The following is a 22,289-nucleotide window of genomic DNA, read 5'->3' as shown; positions in this document are numbered from 1 at the left end:
GAATGAAGAACCCGCCGGTGAAAGCCGGCGGGTTTTTTGTTGTCAAAGCCCTCTCCACCACATTGTCCGGAACGGCGGACAAGCGGGGTAAGAGAGGGCTCACTTCGCCTTTGGCTTCCCATAGACATCCCGGTACTCCGGATTGGTGGGGCAGCCGGGCTGGGTGCAGGGCTGGGCCAGTTCCTTCGCCCGTTCGCGGCGCTGTTCGGCTTCGATCTGCTGGCGCCGGTCGAGGCCTTGCGTTTGCTGCTGCTGGCTCTTGTCCAGAAGCATGCGCCCGGCCTGGCCGCGCATGGACGGGGCGGCGGCGGTGCCGTTGTCGCTGGAGCGGCGCAGGGCGGAGGTCTGGGCCTGAGCCTCGCCGCCCGGGCCGTGTGGCAGCAGGATCGCCGCCAGAAGCAGGGCGGTTGTAACAAGGCCTATGCGCTGATGGATCTGCATTCTGCGAGCGGCCTTTCGCTGCCTTGTCCAGTTGTCTCTGGCCTTGTTGTGGCCCGCAGATGCGGCAGGGGCAAGGCCGTATGATGCTGCAGTGCCGCACATCTTTTGCTTGCAAATGGCGCCTGCGCGGCGCGACGATGCCGTAAACAGCGACGTAGCGGCGACAGATCCGCGCGGAGCTGCAATGCTCAAACGCCGCAGGGCCTGGCCCGGCTCCGGACTATCCGGACAAGACGGCTCATGTCCCTGCAGCGGGTGGAAGGCGCGCATACGCGGCGCCATCTCCTGCCGCGGTGCCCGCGCTGGCAACACAAGCCAACGGGAGACGGCAGCATGAGCGGCATTCAGGAAAGCACCAGCAGCGGCAGACGATCCGGCCCCCGCTGCATCGCGATTGTCGGGCCCTTCGGAAGCGGCAAGACAACCCTGATGGAAGCCATATTGGCGCGTACGGGGGCAATTTCCAGACAAGGCAGTCAGGCAGGCGGCAACATGACGGGTGATGCCTCGCCCGAGGCTCGCGCTCATGGCATGAGCGTCGAGATGAACATAGCCGGGACGGAGTATCTGGGGGATCATTACGCTTTCCTCGACTGCCCCGGTTCAGTCGAGTTTCTGACGGAGACGGAAGGCGCCCTGTGCGGTGCGGATCTGGCAATCGTGGTGGCGGAAGCGGACGAGAAGAAGGTTCCTGCGCTGCAATTGATCCTCAAGATGCTGGAAGAGCGCGGCGTGCCCCGGCTTTTGTTCCTCAACAAGATCGACAAGGCGACCCAGCGGGTGCGCGACGTGCTGCAGATGTTGCAGCCGGCTTCCAGCGTGCCGCTGGTTTTGCGGCAGATCCCCATCTGGAAGAACGGCATCGCCGTGGGCTTCATTGATCTTGCCCTGGAACGGGCCTTTGTCTACCGCGAGCATGCGGAAAGTCTTGTGATCGACATGCCGGGTGATGAACTTGCCCGCGAGGTGGAAGCGCGCTTCTCCATGTTGGAGCGGCTGGCAGACCATGACGATGTGCTGATGGAAACCCTGCTGGAGGACATGGCGCCTGGACGCGAGCGGGTGTTCACCGACCTTGCCGAGGAAATGCGGCAGGGGCTGATCTGCCCGGTATTCATCGGCTCGGCCGAGCACGGCAACGGCATTCAGCGCCTGATGAAGGCTCTGCGTCACGAAGGGCCGGATGTTATGGTAACCCGGGCGCGGCTGGGCCTGAGTGGTTCCGCCGAGGCGGGTGTGGTGGTGAAGACACTGCACACGCTGCATGGCGGCAAGCTATCGGTGACGCGGGTGCTGGGTGGGACCGTGGCCGAGGGGCATGGTCTGCATCTGCCGGATGGCGAAACGGAGAAGCCGTCTGGTCTGCTCTCGGTCTTCGGCCAGCAGGCCAGCCGCCGGGGCGCAGCTGGCACGGGCGAGACTGTGGCGCTGGCAAAGCTCGAGGGCGCGCAGACCGGCATGCTGCTGGGGCTGAAGGAGCCGATCCGGCAGTGGATGCCCTTCCGCCGTCCGGAGCCGGTGATGGGGCTTGCCATCTCCACGGCTGATCATAAGGACGACGTGAAGCTCTCCGCTGCCTTGCACAAGCTGACGGAAGAGGATCCGGCCCTGCATGCGCGGCTGAGTGAGGCGACCGGTGAGACCTTGCTGGAAGGGCAGGGCGAGATGCACCTGCGCGTGGCGCTGGCCCGGCTCAAGGGCAAATATGGCCTTGCGGTGGAGGCGCGTGCGCCGCAGATCGCCTATCGCGAGACCATCCGCAAGGGCACCAGCGTGCGCGGGCGGCACAAGAAGCAGTCGGGCGGGCACGGCCAGTTCGGCGATGTTGTGCTGGAAATCCACCCGCTGGGGCGCGGCGAGGGCTTTGTCTTCTCCGAGAAGATCACCGGCGGCGTGGTGCCGCGCCAGTACATCTCTTCCGTGGAAGAAGGCGTGCGTGAAGCGCTGGGCCACGGTGCCCTGGGGTTCCCGCTTGTCGACATTTCGGTTGTGCTGACGGATGGGTCCTATCATTCGGTCGACAGTTCCGATCAGGCCTTCCGCATGGCGGCAATCACGGCGATGCGCGAGGGGCTGCCGGAGTGCAGTCCGGTGTTGCTGGAGCCGATGGATGAGGTGATTGTTGTGTGCCCGTCCGAAGCGACGGCGCGCATAAACGCCATCATCCCAGCCCGCCGCGGCCAGATCCTCGGCTTTGATGCAAGGCCCGGTTGGGCCGGATGGGACGAGGTGCGCTGCCTGATGCCGCAGGCCGAACTGGACGGGCTGATTGTCGAGCTCAGATCTGCCACGGCGGGAGCTGGCAGCTTCCACCGCCGCTTTGATCATCTGGCGGAGGTAAACGGCAAACTGGCAGAGCAGATACTTGCCCGCGAGCGCCAGAAGGCGGCATAAAGGAACTCTCCAGGCAGCCCGTTGGGCTGCAGAAACAGGAGGGGCGAGGCCGGTGCGGACGGGTGCCGGCCTCATCTTTTCCGGCTCTCAACGTCCCGTATGTTCAATCCTGCGTGCGTCAGGGATCGCCGGATGTCACCAGAGCGTTATTTGCATCTTCAGGGTTTCAGGCGTTTTCTGTTGGCGCTGATCAGGAGGACAAGATGCACATCATCCGCAAGCCGGGCTGGGCCCTGCCCGAGCATATGGCAACACCGGAGCACCTGTTCTGGAACCGCCGCGCGGTTCTGGCGGGCATGGCAGGCGCGGGCGCACTGGCACTGGGGGCGGGGCTGCCATCCGGCGCAAGGGCGCAGGACGGAGCCGCTGACCCGAGCGCCAGCCTCTATCCGGTGAAGCGCAACGAGGCCTATACGCTGGACCGTGCCCTCAGCCAGGAAAAGCACGTTACCAGCTTCAACAACTTTTACGAATTCGGCACCAGCAAAAGCATCGCCCGTGCGGCGCAGGCCCTGCCCATCCGCCCGTGGACGGTGACCATCGACGGCATGGTAGACAAGCCGCAGCAGATCGGTATCGACGACCTCTTGAAGGCCATGCCGCTGGAAGAGCGCCTCTACCGCTTCCGCTGCGTCGAGGCCTGGTCCATGGCCGTGCCCTGGTCCGGCTTTGCCCTGTCGGAACTGGTGAAGCTGGCGAGCCCCCAGGCAGGCGCCAAATACCTGCGCTTCGAGACCTTCCAGGACGCAAGCATTGCGCCGGGCCAGAACATGGTCTGGTATCCGTGGCCCTATGTGGAGGGCGTGACCATGGCCGAAGCCACAAACGAGCTGGCCTTCATGGTGACTGGCGTCTATGGCAAGCCGCTGCCCAAGCAGAACGGCGCGCCACTGCGCCTTGCCCTGCCGTGGAAATATGGCTTCAAGTCGATCAAGAGCATCGTCCGCATCACCTTCACCGATGAACGCCCGAAGACCATGTGGGAAGCGCTGGGCCCTACCGAATATGGTTTCTGGGCCAACGTGAACCCGGACGTTCCCCATCCGCGCTGGAGCCAGGCGCAGGAAGACGTGCTGGGCACCGGCGAAACCGTTCCGACCCTGCTCTACAACGGCTATGCCGAGCAGGTCGCCGGCCTCTACAAGGGCATGGAAGGCGAGAAGCTGTTCATGTGAGGCTGTGTAGCTTCAGGGATGTGATGTGGAAGGCTCCGGGGTATCTCCGGGGCCTTTTGCGTTCAGGCTGAGGTCCTCCTGTGTCCCCCGGCCATAGCGCAGCGGAGAGCCGGGTGACGGAGATTGTGGCAGAACGTCACTCACAGGTCCCGGCGCAAGGCCGGGACGGCACGGTGGGGATGCAGTGCGTGGTGGGCGCATAGTTGCCTGCAGCAGGCGCCTGTGTGAACGGAGCGCTGTTGTTTACGCCGTCCCGGCCTCCGTGCCGGGACCTGTCATGGGCGCACCGCTTGCCGGAGGTTGCTCTGAAGCCGTTCCCTTTTCCTAGCCACAAGGCAAAAAAAAGCCGGGTCAAAAGACCCGGCAGTTATTTTTGATTTTCCACAGCGTGGAAAATCACCTTCCAGAGGGGAACAGCTGGCTGAATTGGCGTCGCTGGGAGGAGAGTGCGACGCCGCAGAACCAACAGTGATGCTTATATGCAGTGCACAAGCTGATTAAACAAGTAGCACCTGCGCAGGTCAGCCATGCGTTTAAGGAATGACTAATATGTCAGCCCTGCACATTCCCGTCACATTTCGATCGGGGGAATCAAATTTCCCTCTTTAAATCAGGGGCTTGATGTGCGTTTTGGGCAGATTTTGACCTTATGGTCAGATTTCAAGCAGCCTCCGAATTTGCCTATTTTCCGTGCAAACTCTTCCTGTTTCATATTCCGACGGATAAATGCGCAGGAGCGCACTGGCCGCAGCCGGGTGCTGGCCTTCCGGAAAGTTCTATGAAATCAATGAGATGTGGCTTTGAAGGTGTTTTTCGCGGTGCGGCATTCTGTCCTGCGCCGCCAGCGCTGGTCAATAAGACCAGCGCTCTGCCTTGGCCAGCAGGAAGTCGCGGAACGCGGTGATGCGCGCCGTGTTCTTCAGCTCGGACGGGTAGACGAAATAGGTGTCGAAGCTGGGAATCTGGTCTTCCAGATGCGTCAGAATCTGCGTCACGCTCGTGTCGTTCTCGACGATGTAGTCCGGCAGAATGGCGACGCCGATGCCCTGATCCACGGCGCGCTTGATCGCCACCACATTGTTGACGCGCAGTACGATGCGGCGCGGCTCACCCAGCGGGCGGTGGGCGGTCTCCAGCCAGTTCATGTCGCGCAGATAGGCGGGGGCGTGCTCGCCGAAGGTGACGATGCGGTGATTGTCCAGATCCTCTATCGTCTTCGGCGTGCCGTAGCGCTTCAGATAATGCGGCGAAGCGTAGATATGGAAGTGCACGGTGAACAGCTTGCGCTGGATCAGATCCGGCTGGGTTGGCTGGCGCAGGCGGATGGCGACGTCCGCTTCGCGCATGCCAAGGTCCAGTTCCTCGTCATCGAAGATCAGCCGCAGTTCCATGTCCGGGTAGAGATCGATGAACTCGTTGATGCGCGAGGTCAGCCAGGTGGAGCCAAGGCCCACCGTGGTGGTGATGCGCAGCACGCCGGAGGGCTTTTCGCGGCTGTCGGTGAGGCGCGTCTGCACGGCCTCCAGCTTCATCAGCACTTCCCGGGCCGTGCGGTATAGGAGTTCGCCCTGCTCGGTGAGCAGCAGGCCGCGCGCATGGCGGTGGAACAGCGGGATGCCAAGATCCTGCTCCAGCGCGCTGACCTGACGGCTGACGGCGGACTGGCTCATGTTCAGGCTGTCGCCAGCATGCGTGAAGCTGCCTGCCTGCGCGGCGGCATGAAAAATACGCAGCTTGTCCCAGTCCATCATGCGCCTGTTTCTCCTCTTCCGCCGCCCGTCCGTGGCGGGTCAGGCCGAATCCGGCCGCTTCAGCCAGCCTTGGCTGCCTCCAGGGCATGTTCAGCCAGAAACTTCTCCGCTTCAAGGGCGGCCATGCAGCCCATGCCGGCGGCGGTGACGGCCTGGCGGTAGATGTCGTCGGTCACGTCACCGGCGGCAAAGACGCCCGGCACGGAGGTGCGGGTGCTGTCGGCCTCGGTGAAGATGTAGTCGTTCGGCTTCAGCGTCAGCTGGCCGCGGAACAGATCGACCGAAGGCGCATGGCCGATGGCGATGAAGACGCCGTCGGCCTTGAGTTCGTGGGTTTCGCCGGTCTTGACGTTCTTCAGGCGCGCGCCAGTGACGGCCTTGGGCATTCCGCCGCCGAGGATTTCGTCCACAACGCAATCCCAGACCACGTTGATCTTCGGATTGGCGAACAGCCGCTCCTGCAGGATGCGCTCGGAGCGGAAGCTGTCGCGGCGGTGCACGACGGTGACCTTGGACGCCAGGTTGGCGAGGTAGAGCGCTTCCTCGACAGCCGTATTGCCGCCGCCGACCACGATCACTTCCTTGCCGCGGTAGAAGAAGCCGTCGCAGGTGGCGCAGGCGGAGACGCCCGCCCCCATGAAGTCCTGCTCGGACTGCAGGCCCAGCCAGCGCGCCTGTGCGCCGGTGGCTATGATGATGGCATCGGCCAGGAACTCGGTGCCACCATCGGCAACGGCGCGGAATGGGCGCTTCGACAGGTCTACCCCGGTGATGATGTCATGCACGATGCGCGTGCCGACATGCTCGGCCTGAAGCTGCATCTGCTCCATCAGCCAGGGGCCCTGGATCGGCTCGGCAAAGCCGGGGTAGTTCTCCACATCGGTGGTGATGGTCAGCTGGCCGCCAGGCTGGATGCCTGCAACGAGAACCGGCTCGAGCATGGCGCGTGCGGCATAGATGCCGGCGGTGTAGCCAGCAGGGCCCGAGCCAATGATGAGCAGCTTCACGTGTTCCGTCGCCATGTCCAGTTCCTTAAATCTCATGCCTTGCGTGAGGCCAGTCTGTCCCTGATTGCCGCAGCGATCTGCGGGGTGCTGTCCAGCGGCTCACAGGTAGTGGTTTTGAGAGGCCCCGGAAAGGGGTGAATGGCCCCAATCTGGCGCAATCCAGTCAAAAAACGGTCCAGCCGGTGGTGCCCGCCCGAGGGCATGAACACATGCACAGGCCGCCCCGCCGCCAGAGCCTCGCCCACCATGTTTGTGCTGTCGCCCGTGACCACGATGGTATCGGCCAGCGCCAGCATTGCCAGCAACGGGTTTTCACCGCTGCCGTCCCAAAGGAAATGGTTTCCTGTTTCCGCCAGCTGCTCCAGCCGGTGGCTGAGGGCAGGGGGCGTGCGGCGTGAGGCGGTGATCATCAGGCTGCCGCCTTGCCTTGCCGCATCCCCCAGTCCGTCTGCAAAGCGGCTGATGTCTTCGGGCGTGAAGCTGTGATGGCGGCTGTTGCCGCCCGCGAGCACGGCAATGCGCGGGGAGGGCAGATCCCCAAGGCGGGTGTCTGGCTGCGCCCTTGCTGCTGCCAGCTTCTCCGCCGAATGGCGGTGCGGTGCGGTTGGCGTCACCAGAACATTGGCGCCGCGCAGCCTGTCATGCTCACCCACCCAGATGAGGTCGGCGGCGCTCGTGCCCGTGCGCGGGTCCTTGAGGAAGACGGTGAAGGTGCGCCCGCCGCTCAGCTTCTTCAGGCGGCGCAGATAGGGCACCGTGCGCCGGCCTGAGGCGATAGCTATGTCCGGGTATGGCGGCGCCAGCGGGCTGCCGGGCCGCGTTTCCGCCTCACGCGGGTCAATCGGCCCCCAGGGCATGGCCCAGACGAAGGGCTTGCGCGGGGCAACGCGGCGGATCTGATAGGGCAGGCCAAGCGCCTCTGCGACGCCCATGCACTGGATTTCGTCGCCCGCCTTGCCGTCGGACAGAATCCAGATGCTCCGGTCATCCTCAGCTTTTGCGGTTTCTGGATCTTTCTTGAGCATGGGTGCTTTTGTTATAGTCTTGCGGAAATGAGCAAAAAATCATAAGCCGCAGAGCATTGGGTCTTGCGGCCACACAAGCACGGACAGACGGCTGGAACAAGGCCGGGGGCGTGCCTGTGAAACGGAACTTTGGGGCAGGCGGCCTTTTTGCCTTGCCCGCCGGGCGCCGCCCGCACTGACTGGAGATTTCCTTGAAAGCACGGCTTGACGCGATCGACTGGCACATTCTGGACGAGCTGCAACAGGATGGCCGGATGACCAATGTGGAACTCGCCCGCCGTGTCGGCATTTCCGCTCCCCCGTGCCTGCGCCGGGTGCGCGCGCTGGAGGAGGCCGGGCTCATCCGTGGCTACCGCACGCTGCTGGATGAAAAGCAGCTCGGCTACGAGGTGACGGCCTTTGCCATGGTCGGCCTGCACAGCCAGACGGAAGCAGACCTCAACGGCTTCGAGGAGCGGGTCAACAGCTGGCCCATCGTGCGCGAGTGCTTCATGCTCTCGGGTGAGGTGGACTTCCTGCTGAAATGCGTCGCCCCCGACCTGCAGACCTTCCAGACCTTCATCATCCGCGAACTGACCGCCGCCCCCAACGTCGACAGCGTCCGCACCGCCCTCACCATCCGCCGCACCAAGGATGAGCCTACGGTGCCGATCGAAAGGTGAGGGGGCGCCCCCTATTGCTGAATAGGGCTGCGGCTCTAGCTTCCGGGTGTTGCGGCTGATCCTGCCAGAATGCCGCCATCGATCGTAAGCTCTGTGCCGGTCATGTAGGGGGCCTCGTCAGAGGCCAGAAACACGGCGAGCGCCGCGACCTCTTCCGGTTGGCCGAACCGGCGCAGCGGCGTATCGGCCACCATGGCTGCCTCCCGTTTGGCTCTGTCCGGCCCGTTGCCCAGCATTGGCTCCCACATGGGCGTCATGACGGCGGCAGGGTGGATCGAGTTGCAGCGGATCTTCAGGCCTTGGCCTGCACAATAGAGCGCCACGCTCTTTGTGTGATTGCGTATCGCCGCCTTTGAAGAGGCATAGGCGGCGGCCATCGGAATGCCGACCAATCCTGAGCGGGAAGAGATGTTGATGATCGACCCGGCGCCTCTTGCCCGCATGGCGCGGATGGCATAGCGGCACCCCAGAAACGTGCCGTCGAGGTTGACCGCATGCACGGCTCTCCAATCGGCAAGCTGCGCATTCTCGGGGTCATGCGCTGGCGGCGCGCCATTGGCCATGTCCTCAAAGCCGGTAACGCCGGCATTGTTGACGAGAATGTCGAGTTCGGGGAACAGGCGCTCCGCCCGGCTCCAGTCCGCTTCAGAGGCCACATCCAGATGACAATATGTGCCGCCGATGGCCCCGGCTGTGGCTTCACCGCCTTCGTCGTTGATGTCGGTCACAATGACGCTCGCGCCTTCACCGGCAAAGGCCTTGGCAATGGCTGCACCAATACCGCGCGCCGCCCCCGTCACGAGAGCGCGCTTTCCAGAAAGTCTGGGCATGATAAATCCCTGGATTCCAAAGTGAGGGTGTGTGGCCGCTGGTCATTCCAGCTCTCGGTGAACTGCTTTCATCGAGAGCTGCTCAAGTGCGTGCTGCCCTTTGGCAGCTTCAACGCGTGATGCGTCAGCATCCAGGCTTGGTCGAGAGCCAAGCCAGTGGCCACGGTCCGGCGAATGTCCGGATCACCGGTTGCGGTTGTCCATGTCCGTCACTCCTCAATCTGAGGCAAAGGGGTACCCGGCAGCAGGGGAGGCGTCAAGGTTAAGTGGGCTGGGGGCCTTCAGTGGGGGGTGTTTGTGGCGTTGGCGCGGTGGGGACTGCTGAAATTCGCCGCCCCGGTCTGGGGCGCTTCCAGATCTTCATCGCATGCCAACTGACCGGATCCGCCATCAAGGCCGCAACATGAGCTGGCGGACGTCCAACAAAGTTGCCGGCGAAGGCCTTGAAGAACTCCCGGAGCGCCAAAGACTACCTCCTTGCGCTCTGTATCGCAGCTACCATTTGCTGCGGGTCTAGCTCCGGGGCCAAAACTCGTTCCAGGCGACTTAAATGTTTCCAAAGCGCCCGCGCCGCATGGCCTTTAGGGCGGGCCAAACGATGATGAGCAGCGTCATGAGCGCCAGCGTTGCCGACAGTGGGCGGGTGAACAGTTCGCTTGCATCGCCCCGGCTGATCAGAAGTGCCCGCCGGATGCTTTGTTCAGCAAGCGGACCGAGGATCATGCCTAGAATGACAGGTGCGAGGGGGACATTCACCTTCTCCAGGAAATAGCCTGCCAGCCCTGCACCCAACATGATCCATACATCCACGATGCGTCCATTGATGACATAGACACCGACACACATCAGGACCAGGATCGCAGGCACCAGAAGCACACCCGGAAGCCGTTGAAACTGCGCAAACACACGTGTTGCCAACGCGCCGCCCAAAGCAAAGATCAATACAGATGTGATCAGCATCTCCATCATGAATCCGCCGATCAACGTTGGGTTTTGATGAAAGAGCTGTGGCCCCGGTTGCAATCCGTGAATCGTCAGAGCGCTCAAGACAAGAGCTGCCACCACGTTGCCCGGAATTCCGAGCGACATCGCAGGGATCATCGAGGCGGCATTGTCGGCGTTGTTGCCGCATTCTGCTGCAGCCACGCCCAGAGGATTGCCTTTGCCGAAACTCTCTGGTTCATTTGAAGCATTCTTGGTGGCGTTGTAGCTCAGAAAAGCTGCGATATTGCCACCTGCACCGGGCAGAATGCCGACAACGATGCCAATGCCGGACGCCCGCAGCCAGGTGGGTATGAACCCTCGCACTTCACCCTTCTCAAACCGTGATTTGGTGAGCTTCAGCTGTGCAGCGGACAGGCCTTTGAGGTCGCACTTTTCTGCAAGCTGCAGTACGGGCGGCAGCGCATAGAGCCCGACCAGCACCACAACCAGATCCAGCCCGCCGAGCATCCATGGCTGGCCGAAAGTGAAGCGGGCCTGCCCAGACAGATTATCAATGCCCATCGTGCCAATCAGCAGGCCCAGAACCGCGGCCATGATGCCCTTGACCGCGTCAGAGCCGACCATGACCCCTACCGAAGCCATGCCGAAGACCGCAATCCAAAAGTATTCCGCTGGACCAAACGACAGCGTCATTCGTGCCAAAAGCGGCCCCATGGTCATGAGTGCGATTGCGCTGGCGATGCCTCCAATAGCAGAGGACCAGCATGCAATCTTGAGTGCCTTGGATGCCTCGCCCCGTTCGGCCATGGGGAAGCCGTCGAACGTGGTAGCGATAGATGCTGGGGTGCCCGGAATGCGCAAGAGGATTGCCGGGATTGCGCCGCCATACATTGAGCCATTATATATGCCAGCGACCATTGCCAGCGCGATCAGAGGATCCATCGAATAGGTAAGCGGCAGTAGTAGCGCGATCGCCATGACCGGGTTCAATCCTGGCAAAGCCCCTATTAGAACGCCCAGGAGCGTTGCGCCTATCATGGCAATCATGGGACCGGGAGCCATCACACTGATCAGTGCGTGGATATAGAAGTCCATCTTAGGCTCCTATCGAAATCAGGGACATGATGGCCTCTCGCGGAAGCGGCTTTTGCAGCAAAATCGAGAAGACGAGGAAGTTCAGAGCCATGAAGACAACGGCGACCGTCACCGCATATACCCAACGGCGGAACCCCAGAACCATCGGCATGGCCAGCATCAGAAGGAAGGAGGCTGTGTAGAAGCCGAGCGGCGTGATCGCCGCCACATAAATAAACGCCACGACCATCGCAGCGGCCATCTGGACTGGTGCATCGACCAAGTTTCTTGGTTGATTGCGGCCGGACCGGGCGGCGCGAACCGCCACGGCCCCGCCGAGAAGCGTCAAGATTAGCCCAAGAACCATCGGGTATGTTCCGCTGGCGCCCCGATAGCCGCTTGCCATCCAGGCAGCAGTCAGACCAACCGATGCAAAAATGATGCCTGTGACAATGTCCTGTCGCTTCTCCATGGCTTAAAGACCCAGTGCCTTGGATACTTCGGCCAATGCCTTGTATTCATTTTCCAGCCGTATCTTGAGAGCTTCGCCTTTCACCACTTTCGGGACTTCACCCATTGTTGCGAGAAACTCGACATAGCTCGGGTCATTAACGGATTCGTCAATCGCAACGGCCAGCTTGTCGACAATACTAGGATCAAGGTCTTTGGGTCCAAGGATCGCCCGCCACAGCAGCGTTTCCTTATCGGCGAGTCCAACTGCCTCAAGCCCTGAAGCGCCAGGAAGCGCTTTCACGCCCGCAGCTGACGTGAGCAGCGGGCATTTTACGTCGCCGCTTTGGACATATGGCAGAACTGGTGCAATAGAGCCGCCATAGATGTCCACGTGATCACCGAGAAAATTCTGCAGCGTCTCGCCTGCGCCGCCGAAAGGAATGGCTACGGCCTCTATGCCCTTGGCCTGAAAAATGCGCTCGGCAGCGAGCTGCATAGTGCCACCGATACCATCATTGCCATAGGTGTATTTTCCGGGATTAGCCGCTAGCTCAGCCAGGAATTCCTCGCCTGTAGTCGCCGGAAAATCTGCTTTCACACACAGCGTGTATGCGCTCTCAGAGGTTGAGGCGATGGGTGTGAAGCTGTCCAGTGTGTAAGCTACGCTCTGCACTTGCGGCACTGTGGTCAGGGGGCTGTTCCACGTTGCAAACAGTGAATAACCGTCTGGTTCGGTCAGCATGAATTGTGTCGCGCCGACGGAGCCGCCGCCACCGCCTATGTTTATAACCGCGATTGAGGTGCCCAGCTTCTTTTCCAAAAGGATCGCGAGCTTGCGCGCGCTCGTATCCGTACCGCCACCCGCGCCTGCAGGAATGGTCAGCTCAATGGTACGCTCAGGGTATTCTGCCAGCGCTGGCGCAGCGATCATGGCCGTAATGGCTATGCCGAAACAGGTAGCCTTGTATGTCATGCTCTCTCTCCCTTTTTAACGTATTTCCACACGTCATGTGATCTCGCTGCGGTATCGGAAGCCAGTCGCGCTGCCGCTTGCGATACGCCATTCGATGGCTTTGTCTGCCATATCGAATGCAGTCCGTCTGATGATTGCGAGCGGAGCGCCGGCGCCGATCCGCAGCTTCTGCGCAACCGTTTCCGATGCTGTGCCGAAAGACACCTCGTCCGTGGCGCGTTTGACCAGCACGCCGAAATGCTCGAAATAGATTGGATACAGAAGCGGCCCCAATTCGCTTTCTGGCAGCTTCTCAAATCCAGCGAAGCGTGCTGCTGGAATGTAGATTTCTTCGAACAGAACCGGTTGATTTGAAAGGCTGCGAAGGCGCACGATCTTTATGACATCATGTGTGCCAAGTGCTTCTGCCGCAGCATCTGGTGCACTTGTAACGCTGCGCAAAATCAACTGGCTGGAAGGGATTGATGGCGCCGAGCCATCCCGGTCGCGCACGGCAAAAAAGCGGAACAGCGTCGCATTAAAGGAAGGCGCGCGCAGGTAAGTACCCGACCCCTGGCGGCGCTCCAGAAGACCCTCTTCGACCAAGCCATCCACTGCCTTGCGCACTGTCCCGATCGAGACGTCAAACTCGCGTGCAAGCCGAGCCTCGGAGGGAATCGGCCTGTCGGGCGTCCATTCCCCCTGCGCAATCCTGGCTGCCAATGTATCCCGCAATCTGGCATAGGCCGGCAGCCGCACATCTGTCGTTGCAAATCCATTCACGCCAAATGTCCTCCCTGGATCAACGCTACGCATATTGACCCATATAGTCAACTAGTCATATATATGAATCTTGGAAGGGTGCCAGAATGATCCAGTTCGACTGCCACGCGCATGTTTATGAGACCGTCTCTATCAAAGCAGGAGCGCGCTATGTTCCGTCGCGTTCTGCTCCGCTTTCGGATTGGCTTGCCCATCAGGCCGCTCACGGTCTGAAAGGTGGTGTCATTGTTCAGGTGAGCTTTTTAGGCACCGACAATTCGGAGATGTGTGCAGCGCTGGGTAAACTGGATCGAAATCGGTTCGCTGGCGTGGGTGTCGTGCCCTTGGATGTTGCTGACGAGGAGCTGGACCGCTTGGTGGCAGCAGGCATGCGCGGCGTGCGCTGGAACCTGGTTTCTGGTGCCCCACGGCCTGATCCGGGTGATGCAGCCGTTCGCGCATTCCTTCGTAAGCTGCGCGAACGCACGCTCCATCTTGAAGTGCATCTGGAAGGGGATGTTCTGGCTCCGCTTCTGCCTGCTTTGGTCGATCTCGGTGTCAATATTGTTGTCGATCATTTCGGGCTGCCTTCGCATCCGAAGCCCAGCGAAGATCCATTCATAGAGGCAGTCAGAAACCTTTGGGACCGCGAAGCTCTCTACCTGAAGTTCTCTGCGCCTTACCGCACGGCTTTCGATGTTAGGCCGCATGCGGAAGAGCTGTTGTCATTGTTGCCTGCGCACCATGTTGTATGGGGTAGCGATTGGCCCCACACCCGGCATGAAGACCGGACAAGTTACGCTGAGAACTTTGATATAGCGAAAAAGATTGATAGCGTTTTCGATATGGTTGCGCCGTACAAGCTGTATGGAATACGTCTCGAAAGAGGATGAGAGCTATAAATTTTTTAATATTATCTTGTTTTAAAGCGTAGTTTTATTGCCTGCCGTTATTAGATAACATGATCCGGAGACGCGGGCTGCCTGCTTCTTTCATTGTAGTGGGGCTCATGGTTATGCACCCTGAAATCTTATTCTCCTGACTATGAAAAGAAAGTACTTACCTGGCAGTTCCGCGTTTTTAAGCGGAGGCAGATCGTGGTGTTTAATATTTGCGTTGAGGCATGTTCTTGTATGTTTGCCAGTATCTCTCTTTTTCGGTGGTGTTTCGAAATTTTTATCAGACCGACAGTGAGCGGGGATTTTTTAGGTTCACCTAGCAGAAAGGAAGTGCCGTAGGACAACAAGGGAGGCGATCGAGACGTGCGGAGAAAGGTCCGGTCGCCGTGGCCATCTTTTTCGCACTTGCCAGATTGGAGGCATTCTTCCCGCTTGAGTCGGCGGAGAGTCTATACAGACTCATGCCCCAAAAACAAAAAATGCCCGCGGCGAGCGCGGGCATTCGGGTCTTGCCGGGCGGGAGGGCCCGGAGGTTTGTTCTCTGAATCAATCCTCAGGATCGGCCCACTTGATCGGGCCTCCTGAACAACCCTCCTGATCAGGCCTGCTGAACAGGAGAGCCGGTCAGAGACGGATCAGAGGAACTGGACGTTCTCGATCTCGTAGGAGCGGGCGCCGCCGGGGGCGGCGACTTCGACGCTGTCGCCGATCGTCTTGCCGATGAGGGCGCGGGCGATGGGGGAGGAGATGGAGATCTTCCCCTGCTTCACGTCTGCTTCCACGTCGCCGACGATCATGTACTTCTTCTCTTCCTCGGTGTCCTCGTCGATGAGGGTGACCGTGGCACCGAATTTGACGGTGGTGCCGGAGAGCTTGGAGACGTCGATGATTTCAGCGCGGCTGAGCTTGTCCTCAAGCTCGGCGATGCGGCCCTCGTTGTGGCTCTGCGCTTCCTTGGCGGCGTGGTACTCGGCGTTTTCCGACAGGTCGCCGTGGGCGCGCGCTTCGGAAATGGCCTCGACGATCCGGGGCCGCTCGACCGACGTCCGCTCCTTCAATTCCACCTGCAGCATTGCGTAGCCGGCGGCGGTCATCGGGATCTTTTCCATTGGCCGTAGACCTTCTGGTTAAGTGGTCCGCTTGCGCGGACGAAACGTCAAAAAAACACAATCCAGCCGGACGTTTCATCGTCTGGCCGGAGTGCGGATGATACAGTTCTGGAGCGTCCTCCGCCCGGGTTCATGATCCGGCCAAGAGAAAACCGCTTCAGATTTAATGCTAAGATCGCATTCTGATCGTGCGGGCCACGAGGGCCCGCACGAGACTATGCTCTAGGCGAAGTAGGACTGCAAGGGCCTGACTTCAAGCCCCCCGCTCTTGTAGGCTTCGATGCCCTTGGAAGCGGCCACGGCGCCGGCCAGCGTCGTGTAATAGGGCACCTTCTGCAAGAGGGCAGCGCGGCGCATGGAGCGGCTGTCCGACATGGCCTGCATGCCGTCCGTGGTGTTGATCACCAGCTGGACCTCGCCGTTCTTGATCACGTCCACGATATGCGGGCGGCCTTCGGAAACCTTGTTGATCTTGGCGCAGGTGACGCCATGCTCCTCAAGGTAACGCTGGGTGCCGCTGGTGGCGATGATGCGGAAGCCGTTGGCAGCCAGGCGCTTCACCGCGTCCAGCACGCCTGCCTTGTCCTGGTCGCGCACGGAGACGAACACCGTGCCGCCCACGGGCACGCCCGTGCCGCCGCCGATCTGCGACTTGGCGAAGGCGGTGCCGAAGTTGGCATCAAGGCCCATGACTTCGCCGGTGGAGCGCATTTCCGGACCAAGGATGGTGTCCACACCCGGGAAACGGGCGAAGGGGAACACGGCTTCCTTGACGGCCACGTGCTTCAGCGGCTTTTCGCTGAGGTTGAACGAGGCCAGGCTTTCACCGGCCATGACGCGGCTTGCGATCTTGGCCACCGGCACGCCGATGGTCTTGGCGACGAAGGGCACCGTGCGCGAGGCGCGCGGGTTGACTTCGAGCACATAGATCTGGCCGTCGCGGATGGCATATTGCACGTTCATCAGGCCGCCGACTTCGAGCGACTTGGCCAGGGCAACGGTCTGGCGCTTCAGCTCCGCGATCATTTCGGCAGAGAGCGTGTAGGGCGGCAGCGAGCAGGCGCTGTCGCCGGAGTGAATGCCGGCTTCCTCGATATGCTCCATGATGCCGCAGACGAACACGTCCTTGCCATCCGACAGGGCATCCACATCCACCTCGATGGCGCCATCAAGATAGCGGTCGAACAGCAGCGGGTTGGTGCCGAGCAGGGTGTTGATCTGGCCGGTCTTGTCGTTCGGGTACTTGGCGCGGATTTCACCCGGCACCAGCTCCGGCAGGGTGCCGAGCAGGTAGGAGTTCAGCGACTCTTCGTCGCGGATGATCTGCATCGCACGGCCGCCCAGCACGTAGGACGGGCGCACCACCAGCGGCAGGCCAAGCTGGCTGGCGATGAGGCGGCCCTGCTCGACGGAATAGGCGATGCCGTTCTGCGGCTGCTTAAGGCCGATCTTGGTCAGCAGGCGCTGGAAGCGGTCGCGGTCTTCGGCCAGGTCGATCATGTCCGGCGAGGTGCCGAGGATCGGCACATTGGCCTTGACGAGCGCCTGCGCCAGCTTCAGCGGGGTCTGGCCGCCGAACTGGACGATGACGCCGTGCAGCGTGCCGTTTTCCTGCTCGGTGCGGATGATCTCCAGCACGTCTTCTGCCGTCAGCGGCTCGAAATAGAGCCGGTCAGAGGTGTCGTAGTCGGTGGACACGGTCTCCGGGTTGCAGTTGACCATGATGGTCTCATAGCCCGCTTCCTGCAGCGCAAAGGCCGCATGGCAGCAGCAATAGTCGAACTCGATGCCCTGGCCGATGCGGTTCGGCCCGCCGCCGAGGATGACCACCTTCTTCTTGTCCGAAGGGCGGGCCTCGTTGGCGAGCTGACCGGCAAAGGGCGTCTCGTAGGTGGAATACATATAGGCGGTGGGCGAAGCGAATTCGGCGGCGCAGGTGTCGATGCGCTTGAACACCGGATGGACATCAAGGTCCGCACGCAGCCTGGCGACATCGGCTTCGTCCTTGCCGGTCAGCGAAGCAAGGCGGGCGTCGGAGAAGCCCATGCCCTTCAGCTTGCGCAGCATCACCGCATTGTCCGGCAGGCCGTTGGCGCGGACCTTCTCTTCCATGGCGATGATGCCGGAGAGCTGCTCCAGGAACCAGGGATCGATGCCGCAGATGCTGTAGATCTGGTCCAGCGGCGTGCCGAGGCGGATGGCCTGCGCCACGTTGAGCAGGCGCGTCGGCGTCGGCGTCGAGATGGCGGCGCGGATGGCGTTCTTGTCGTCGCCCTGGCCAAGGCCGGGGATCTCCACCTCGTCAAGGCCGGTCAGACCAGTCTCAAGGCCGCGCAGGGCCTTCTGCAGGCTTTCCGGGAAGGTGCGGCCGATGGCCATGACTTCGCCCACGGACTTCATCGCCGTGGTCAGCACGGGATCGGAGCCCGGGAACTTCTCGAAGGCAAAGCGCGGGATCTTGGTGACGATGTAGTCGATGGACGGCTCGAACGAGGCCGGGGTGGCGCCGCCCGTGATGTCGTTCTCCAGCTCATCCAGCGTGTAGCCGACGGCGAGCTTGGCCGCGATCTTGGCAATCGGGAAGCCGGTGGCCTTGGAGGCCAGAGCCGAAGAGCGCGACACGCGCGGGTTCATCTCGATGACGACGAGGCGGCCGTTCTGCGGGTTCACGGCGAACTGCACGTTGGAGCCGCCGGTCTCAACGCCGATCTCGCGCAGCACCGCAATCGAGGCGTCGCGCATGATCTGGTATTCCTTGTCGGTCAGCGTCAGCGCCGGCGCGACGGTGATCGAGTCACCCGTGTGCACACCCATCGGGTCGATATTCTCGATGGAGCAGATGATGATGCAGTTGTCCGCCTTGTCGCGGACCACTTCCATCTCATATTCTTTCCAGCCCAACAGGCTTTCGTCGATGAGGATCTGGCCAACCGGAGAGGCGTCGATGCCCGAGCGGGCGATCGTCTCGAATTCCTCACGGTTATAGGCCACGCCGCCGCCGGTGCCGCCAAGGGTGAATGCCGGGCGGATGATGGCGGGCAGGCCGATTTCGTCCAGCGCCTTCATGGCTTCCATGAAGCCGGCGTTGCGGTCATAGCCGGTGATCTTGCCGTTGGCATCGCGGATAGCAGGCGAAGAGGCAATCGAGGCGCGCGGGTTCTCAAGCCCGATGGCATCCATCGCGGCGCGGAACTTCTCGCGGTCTTCGGCCTTCTCGATCACATCGGCGCGGGCGCCGATCATCTCCACACCGAACTTTTCCAGCACGCCTTCGCGCTCAAGGTCCAGCGCGCAGTTGAGTGCGGTCTGGCCGCCCATGGTCGGGAGCAGCGCGTCCGGGCGCTCCTTCTCGATGATGCGGGCAACGACTTCCGGGGTGATGGGCTCGATGTAGGTCGCGTCTGCCAGATCCGGGTCGGTCATAATCGTCGCCGGATTGGAGTTCACGAGGATGATTCGATACCCTTCCTCGCGCAAGGCCTTGCAGGCTTGCGTGCCCGAATAATCGAATTCACAGGCCTGACCGATAACAATCGGGCCTGCGCCAATGATCAGGATAGAGGAAATGTCTGTGCGTTTGGGCATCGTGGCTCGCATCGGCCCGCCGCCGCGCTCTGTCGCGCGTGCGCCTGGGCTCGTCCTTGAGGAATGACACTGGTGGCTGAGCGCGCCTTATAGGCAATAAAGGCGAAGGATGAAACCCCGGATCGCCGTCAATCGAGCGCTTTTGCGTTTCCGCCTTCTTCCGGTGCGGGAAGAGGGGGCGCCGTGCGGGTGTTCTGCCCGTCAAAATCGCCGATTCCAGCCTGCCGTGCGTAGCAGGCGAGGCGGACGTATTTGGGGATTTCGACCGGCCGCCCGTCTCGGTTCCCCTTCTCATAATACTGGATCATCCGCTTTTTCAGGCCCAGACGCTCTGCGGCATCCTTTTGCTTGAGGCCGAGCGAGCGCCGCCAGTCGCGGAACTGCTCAGGTGTCATGCCTGCCGTCTTCTTGCCGCTCATCGCTGCTATCCTGTGAATGCTTTTTATCTGTCAGGCGGATAGCGCACTTGTTGCGTCCAAGGAAGACGCCCAATGCGTTTGCCGGGCAGATTTCTGCCGCTCGCAGGAGGAGTGGACCGTGTGAAAAGCTGGCCGTCCTTTCGTTGTTGCATCTTTTGCGGGCATATAGGCCTTCACGTGCGCTTTATGATTGCGTCTCACCTGTATCAGCTATGGTTGCCAGAAGGTAAAATACAATTGAAACAAATCATGAAGAAAATCCTTTCGAATTGATAAGGTTAATATATGACCCAGCGAGATATCTTGTTTTCTAGGTTCTCGTCCTGGCACGTTGGTGATTATACAGAGGCCCTTCTGGGAGAGATTCCTGCTGAGATTTCATTGATCTGGTCCGGGTTTCACTTCTGAAATGTATAGACATGCGGAGCGAGGAAAAGTTGGGCTCTTCATCCGGAGTGGCAGAGGTTGCCGGGCAGATTATCGAGCCGCTTGCGCGGCACCTGGAACGCAATGGCCTTGCGATTGAAGAGGCAGCGCGCAAGGCCGGTGTCATGCTGCCACCCGTCAATGGACGTTACGACCGCTATCTTCCGATGAACGATGTTGCCTGCCTGCTGCAACAGGCGGGAAAGCTGCTGGATGATCCGTTGATCGGCTTGAGATCGTCCGTCATGGAGCCGGTGGTTCCGACGCATGCACTTGTGCTCGCCTTGCCCTATGCGCCGACACTGCGTCATCTCTTTGAGGTGCTTGAGGAGGCTCATGCGTCGATCGTTGACCTGGAAGCCTGTGAGGTCCGGCAGGTTTCAGGCCGGCTTGAGCTTAGCTGGCGCCATGTTCCGCGGGTGGTGCTGCGGGATCAGCTCAACGATTGCATTGCGGTGCTGGCATGTATGTTCCTTTCCCAGGCGGCGGGTCCTGATTGCTTCAAGAATATTGCGGTGCGTCTGGAACGGGAAAAACCAGAGGACACACGGCTCCACAGGCAATGCTTCGGGCCTAATGTGCTGTTCGGCCAGGATCACTCTGCGATCAGCCTGCCTGCCGAACTGGCGGACAAGCCGTTGCCGGGAGCATATCCGGTTCTTTTTGAGGCCTTGGTGGAGTTGGCGATGCGGCGGCTTGCGGATCGCGGGCGGTTGTCGGGTATTACCGCGCTGGTCAGTGAGGAAATCGCCCGGCGTGTCGGAGAGAAAGACCTTTCTCTTGAAAGTGTTGCCCGTGCAGTTGGCGTCAGTGGCCGGGTGCTGCAGCGCAGGCTGAGTGAGCAGGGGGTGACCTTCCACGAACTGCACGACGAAGTCCGCCGGGGGATTGCGGCCGATCTGCTGCGCACAACCGGATTGCCTATTTCCGAGGTTTCGTTCCGTCTTGGGTTCTCGGCTGTTGGGAACTTCACTCGTGCAGCCAAACGCTGGTTTGGTGTGACACCAAGCGAATGGCGCAGGACTGAGGCGCGCCGCTGAGAGTTCAAGATTAGCGCCTGCTGCTGCCGTGTTTGAGCGGAGCTGGTGCTGCCCAGCCTCTTCCAAGGACGTGCAATGATGCATGCTAGGCTGGGCCTGTGAGGCATTCCAGAGCAAGCGTGTATTCCTCAGAGGTAGATACACGCTCAGTTTGCTGTTCTTCTGAACATTCAGGTTCAGGAAAGTATCGAATCAAATTGGCTTTGTTACACAGCTTGTCCATTTCTGCGTGGGGGTGAGGACATCTTTTCACCGGTCCGGTCTGCCCAAGCTTTTCGTATTTTTCCTATATAATCTTGTTTAATATATGAATTTCTCCTGCAAGATTTTTCAGCTTATCAGTCTTAAGAATTAGATACTTATGGCAATGTGACTGCGAATTGATTTGATTATTGATGGTTCGTGTTTCTTATGAATTTTTAATGTAATCTGTGTTTCGTTATATCGATAATTCGTAAATCATGTTTATGTTTGAATTTCTTTTCATATTTTCTTTGCTTCTTTGGTGTTTGTAAAAGTATTTATCCGTTCTTTCATCTTTTTTATCGTCGAGTTCAGTTCCTTTTGGTCAAATTTAAGTGCTGGTTGATCAAAAATTGGCGCCTTATGAGAAGGAATATACGTGAAATGGGTGGCATATTAGTACTTGTGACGTAAATGAGCGCTGTGCTTGGGGAGGCTTGCAAAGAGCTTCCCGGCGGCGCGAAATGCGGAAAGCGTTTTCAAAGATCCTGGTTTCCAAGGTGGGAGGTGGCCGGGATCTGCGCTGACGCATTCATTTGTCGCGCCCTGTTCAACCACCAGGCTAGAAAACGATGAACAGCTTAGCACCCAATATGGTCGTCATTCCGGATATTGCAGGTCCGGTTGTGGATGATGGCAGCGAGCCGAAACTCCTCTCGATCTCCGAGATGTCGGAGAATTTCGGCGTAACGCTCAGGACCCTGCGTTTCTACGAGGAAAAGGGCCTCATCAATCCGGTGCGCAAAGGCGCACGCCGGTTCTATTCCGCCCGCGATGTCGGCCGGATGCGGGTCATTCTTCAGGCCAAGAAGATCGGTCTGACCTTGACCGAGATTCGCCGCGTTCTGAAGCTTGTTGAGAGCAGCACACCCCGCCGCAGCCAGCTGGAAGAGCTTCGCGGCATCTGTGCCGGCCAGCAGGAGATGCTGCGTGAGCAGCATGCGCTGCTGCAGGAGCAGGTTGCGGAAGTGGATCATGTGATGCAGTCCCTCGACCGGCTGATTGCCGTCTCCTGAGCTGCAGACTTTCGGGAATTGATTGATGACAGAGCCCGGGCGGCAGGCCGGGCTCTGTTTCTTTTTTGGTGTTCCTTGCTT

Annotated in this window: 18 protein-coding genes; 6 read left to right on the top strand and 12 right to left on the bottom strand. The window is 60.4% G+C overall.

Features of this window, described 5'->3' with window-relative positions:
• Positions 1–99: 99 nt before the first annotated feature.
• Positions 100–441 carry a hypothetical protein gene (locus V6L75_RS17390; RefSeq protein ID WP_334252743.1) on the bottom strand — a complete coding sequence of 114 codons (342 nt, stop codon included), beginning with the start codon at positions 439–441 and terminating at the stop codon, positions 100–102.
• Positions 442–774: 333 nt separating this feature from the next.
• Between V6L75_RS17390 and V6L75_RS17385 the strand changes: the two genes are divergently transcribed.
• Both V6L75_RS17385 and msrP read left to right on the top strand, forming a co-directional pair.
• A complete protein-coding gene (locus V6L75_RS17385; RefSeq protein WP_334252742.1) occupies positions 775–2,835 on the top strand; it encodes an elongation factor G in 2,061 nt (686 codons plus the stop codon).
• A 203-nt stretch (positions 2,836–3,038) separates the two neighbouring features.
• Positions 3,039–4,010, top strand: coding sequence for a protein-methionine-sulfoxide reductase catalytic subunit MsrP (msrP, locus tag V6L75_RS17380; RefSeq protein WP_334252741.1), 972 nt, complete (start codon positions 3,039–3,041; stop codon positions 4,008–4,010).
• 851 nt (positions 4,011–4,861) lie between these two features.
• Here msrP and V6L75_RS17375 read toward each other — a convergent pair.
• The 3 genes from V6L75_RS17375 to V6L75_RS17365 all read right to left on the bottom strand — a co-directional run bounded on the left by V6L75_RS17375 (position 4,862) and on the right by V6L75_RS17365 (position 7,793).
• A complete protein-coding gene (locus V6L75_RS17375) occupies positions 4,862–5,758 on the bottom strand; it encodes a LysR family transcriptional regulator (RefSeq protein WP_334252775.1) in 897 nt (298 codons plus the stop codon).
• A gap of 62 nt (positions 5,759–5,820) precedes the next feature.
• Positions 5,821–6,783, bottom strand: a complete 963-nt coding sequence (trxB, locus tag V6L75_RS17370; RefSeq protein WP_334252740.1) for a thioredoxin-disulfide reductase — start codon at positions 6,781–6,783, stop codon at positions 5,821–5,823.
• A gap of 17 nt (positions 6,784–6,800) precedes the next feature.
• A complete protein-coding gene (locus V6L75_RS17365; RefSeq protein WP_334252739.1) occupies positions 6,801–7,793 on the bottom strand; it encodes a mitochondrial fission ELM1 family protein in 993 nt (330 codons plus the stop codon).
• Between the two features lie 191 nt (positions 7,794–7,984).
• Between V6L75_RS17365 and V6L75_RS17360 the strand changes: the two genes are divergently transcribed.
• On the top strand, positions 7,985–8,455 hold the full coding sequence (locus V6L75_RS17360) for an Lrp/AsnC family transcriptional regulator (RefSeq protein ID WP_019964018.1): 471 nt from the start codon (positions 7,985–7,987) through the stop codon (positions 8,453–8,455).
• 35 nt (positions 8,456–8,490) lie between these two features.
• Here the strand turns inward: V6L75_RS17360 and V6L75_RS17355 are convergent, their stop codons facing one another.
• The 5 genes from V6L75_RS17355 to V6L75_RS17335 form a co-directional block, all read right to left on the bottom strand.
• Positions 8,491–9,285 (bottom strand): SDR family oxidoreductase, encoded by a 795-nt coding sequence (locus tag V6L75_RS17355; protein WP_334252738.1) that lies wholly within the window; start codon positions 9,283–9,285, stop codon positions 8,491–8,493.
• A gap of 546 nt (positions 9,286–9,831) precedes the next feature.
• Positions 9,832–11,325, bottom strand: a complete 1,494-nt coding sequence (locus V6L75_RS17350; protein WP_334252737.1) for a tripartite tricarboxylate transporter permease — start codon at positions 11,323–11,325, stop codon at positions 9,832–9,834.
• A gap of 1 nt (position 11,326) precedes the next feature.
• Positions 11,327–11,776 (bottom strand): tripartite tricarboxylate transporter TctB family protein, encoded by a 450-nt coding sequence (locus V6L75_RS17345; RefSeq protein ID WP_334252736.1) that lies wholly within the window; start codon positions 11,774–11,776, stop codon positions 11,327–11,329.
• 3 nt (positions 11,777–11,779) lie between these two features.
• Entirely contained in the window at positions 11,780–12,730 is a 951-nt protein-coding gene (locus V6L75_RS17340) for a tripartite tricarboxylate transporter substrate binding protein (RefSeq protein WP_334252735.1), read from the bottom strand.
• Between the two features lie 33 nt (positions 12,731–12,763).
• Positions 12,764–13,492 carry a GntR family transcriptional regulator gene (locus V6L75_RS17335; protein ID WP_334252734.1) on the bottom strand — a complete coding sequence of 243 codons (729 nt, stop codon included), beginning with the start codon at positions 13,490–13,492 and terminating at the stop codon, positions 12,764–12,766.
• An 86-nt stretch (positions 13,493–13,578) separates the two neighbouring features.
• Here V6L75_RS17335 and V6L75_RS17330 point away from each other — a divergent pair, with 86 nt between their 5' ends.
• Positions 13,579–14,364: an amidohydrolase family protein gene (locus V6L75_RS17330; RefSeq protein ID WP_334252733.1), complete on the top strand. Its 786-nt coding sequence runs from the start codon at positions 13,579–13,581 to the stop codon at positions 14,362–14,364.
• 641 nt (positions 14,365–15,005) lie between these two features.
• Here V6L75_RS17330 and greA read toward each other — a convergent pair.
• The 3 genes from greA to V6L75_RS17315 all read right to left on the bottom strand — a co-directional run bounded on the left by greA (position 15,006) and on the right by V6L75_RS17315 (position 19,483).
• The gene (gene greA / locus V6L75_RS17325) at positions 15,006–15,479 is read right to left on the bottom strand and encodes a transcription elongation factor GreA (protein ID WP_055454032.1); all 474 of its coding nucleotides are present in this window, start codon (positions 15,477–15,479) and stop codon (positions 15,006–15,008) included.
• A gap of 222 nt (positions 15,480–15,701) precedes the next feature.
• Positions 15,702–19,064 (bottom strand): carbamoyl-phosphate synthase large subunit, encoded by a 3,363-nt coding sequence (gene carB / locus V6L75_RS17320; RefSeq protein WP_334252732.1) that lies wholly within the window; start codon positions 19,062–19,064, stop codon positions 15,702–15,704.
• A gap of 128 nt (positions 19,065–19,192) precedes the next feature.
• Positions 19,193–19,483, bottom strand: coding sequence for a helix-turn-helix domain-containing protein (locus V6L75_RS17315; RefSeq protein WP_334252731.1), 291 nt, complete (start codon positions 19,481–19,483; stop codon positions 19,193–19,195).
• Positions 19,484–19,902: 419 nt separating this feature from the next.
• Here V6L75_RS17315 and V6L75_RS17310 point away from each other — a divergent pair, with 419 nt between their 5' ends.
• Together V6L75_RS17310 and V6L75_RS17305 are read left to right on the top strand one after the other, a co-directional pair.
• Positions 19,903–20,949 (top strand): helix-turn-helix domain-containing protein, encoded by a 1,047-nt coding sequence (locus V6L75_RS17310; RefSeq protein ID WP_334252730.1) that lies wholly within the window; start codon positions 19,903–19,905, stop codon positions 20,947–20,949.
• An 815-nt stretch (positions 20,950–21,764) separates the two neighbouring features.
• Entirely contained in the window at positions 21,765–22,208 is a 444-nt protein-coding gene (locus V6L75_RS17305) for a MerR family transcriptional regulator (RefSeq protein ID WP_334252729.1), read from the top strand.
• Positions 22,209–22,289 lie beyond the last annotated feature (81 nt).

The organism is Pannonibacter anstelovis, from assembly GCF_036881715.1.
Classification (GTDB): domain Bacteria; phylum Pseudomonadota; class Alphaproteobacteria; order Rhizobiales; family Stappiaceae; genus Pannonibacter; species Pannonibacter anstelovis.
The sequence above is the reverse complement of the archived record's forward strand: the minus strand, read 5'-3'. Positions and strand labels throughout refer to the sequence as shown.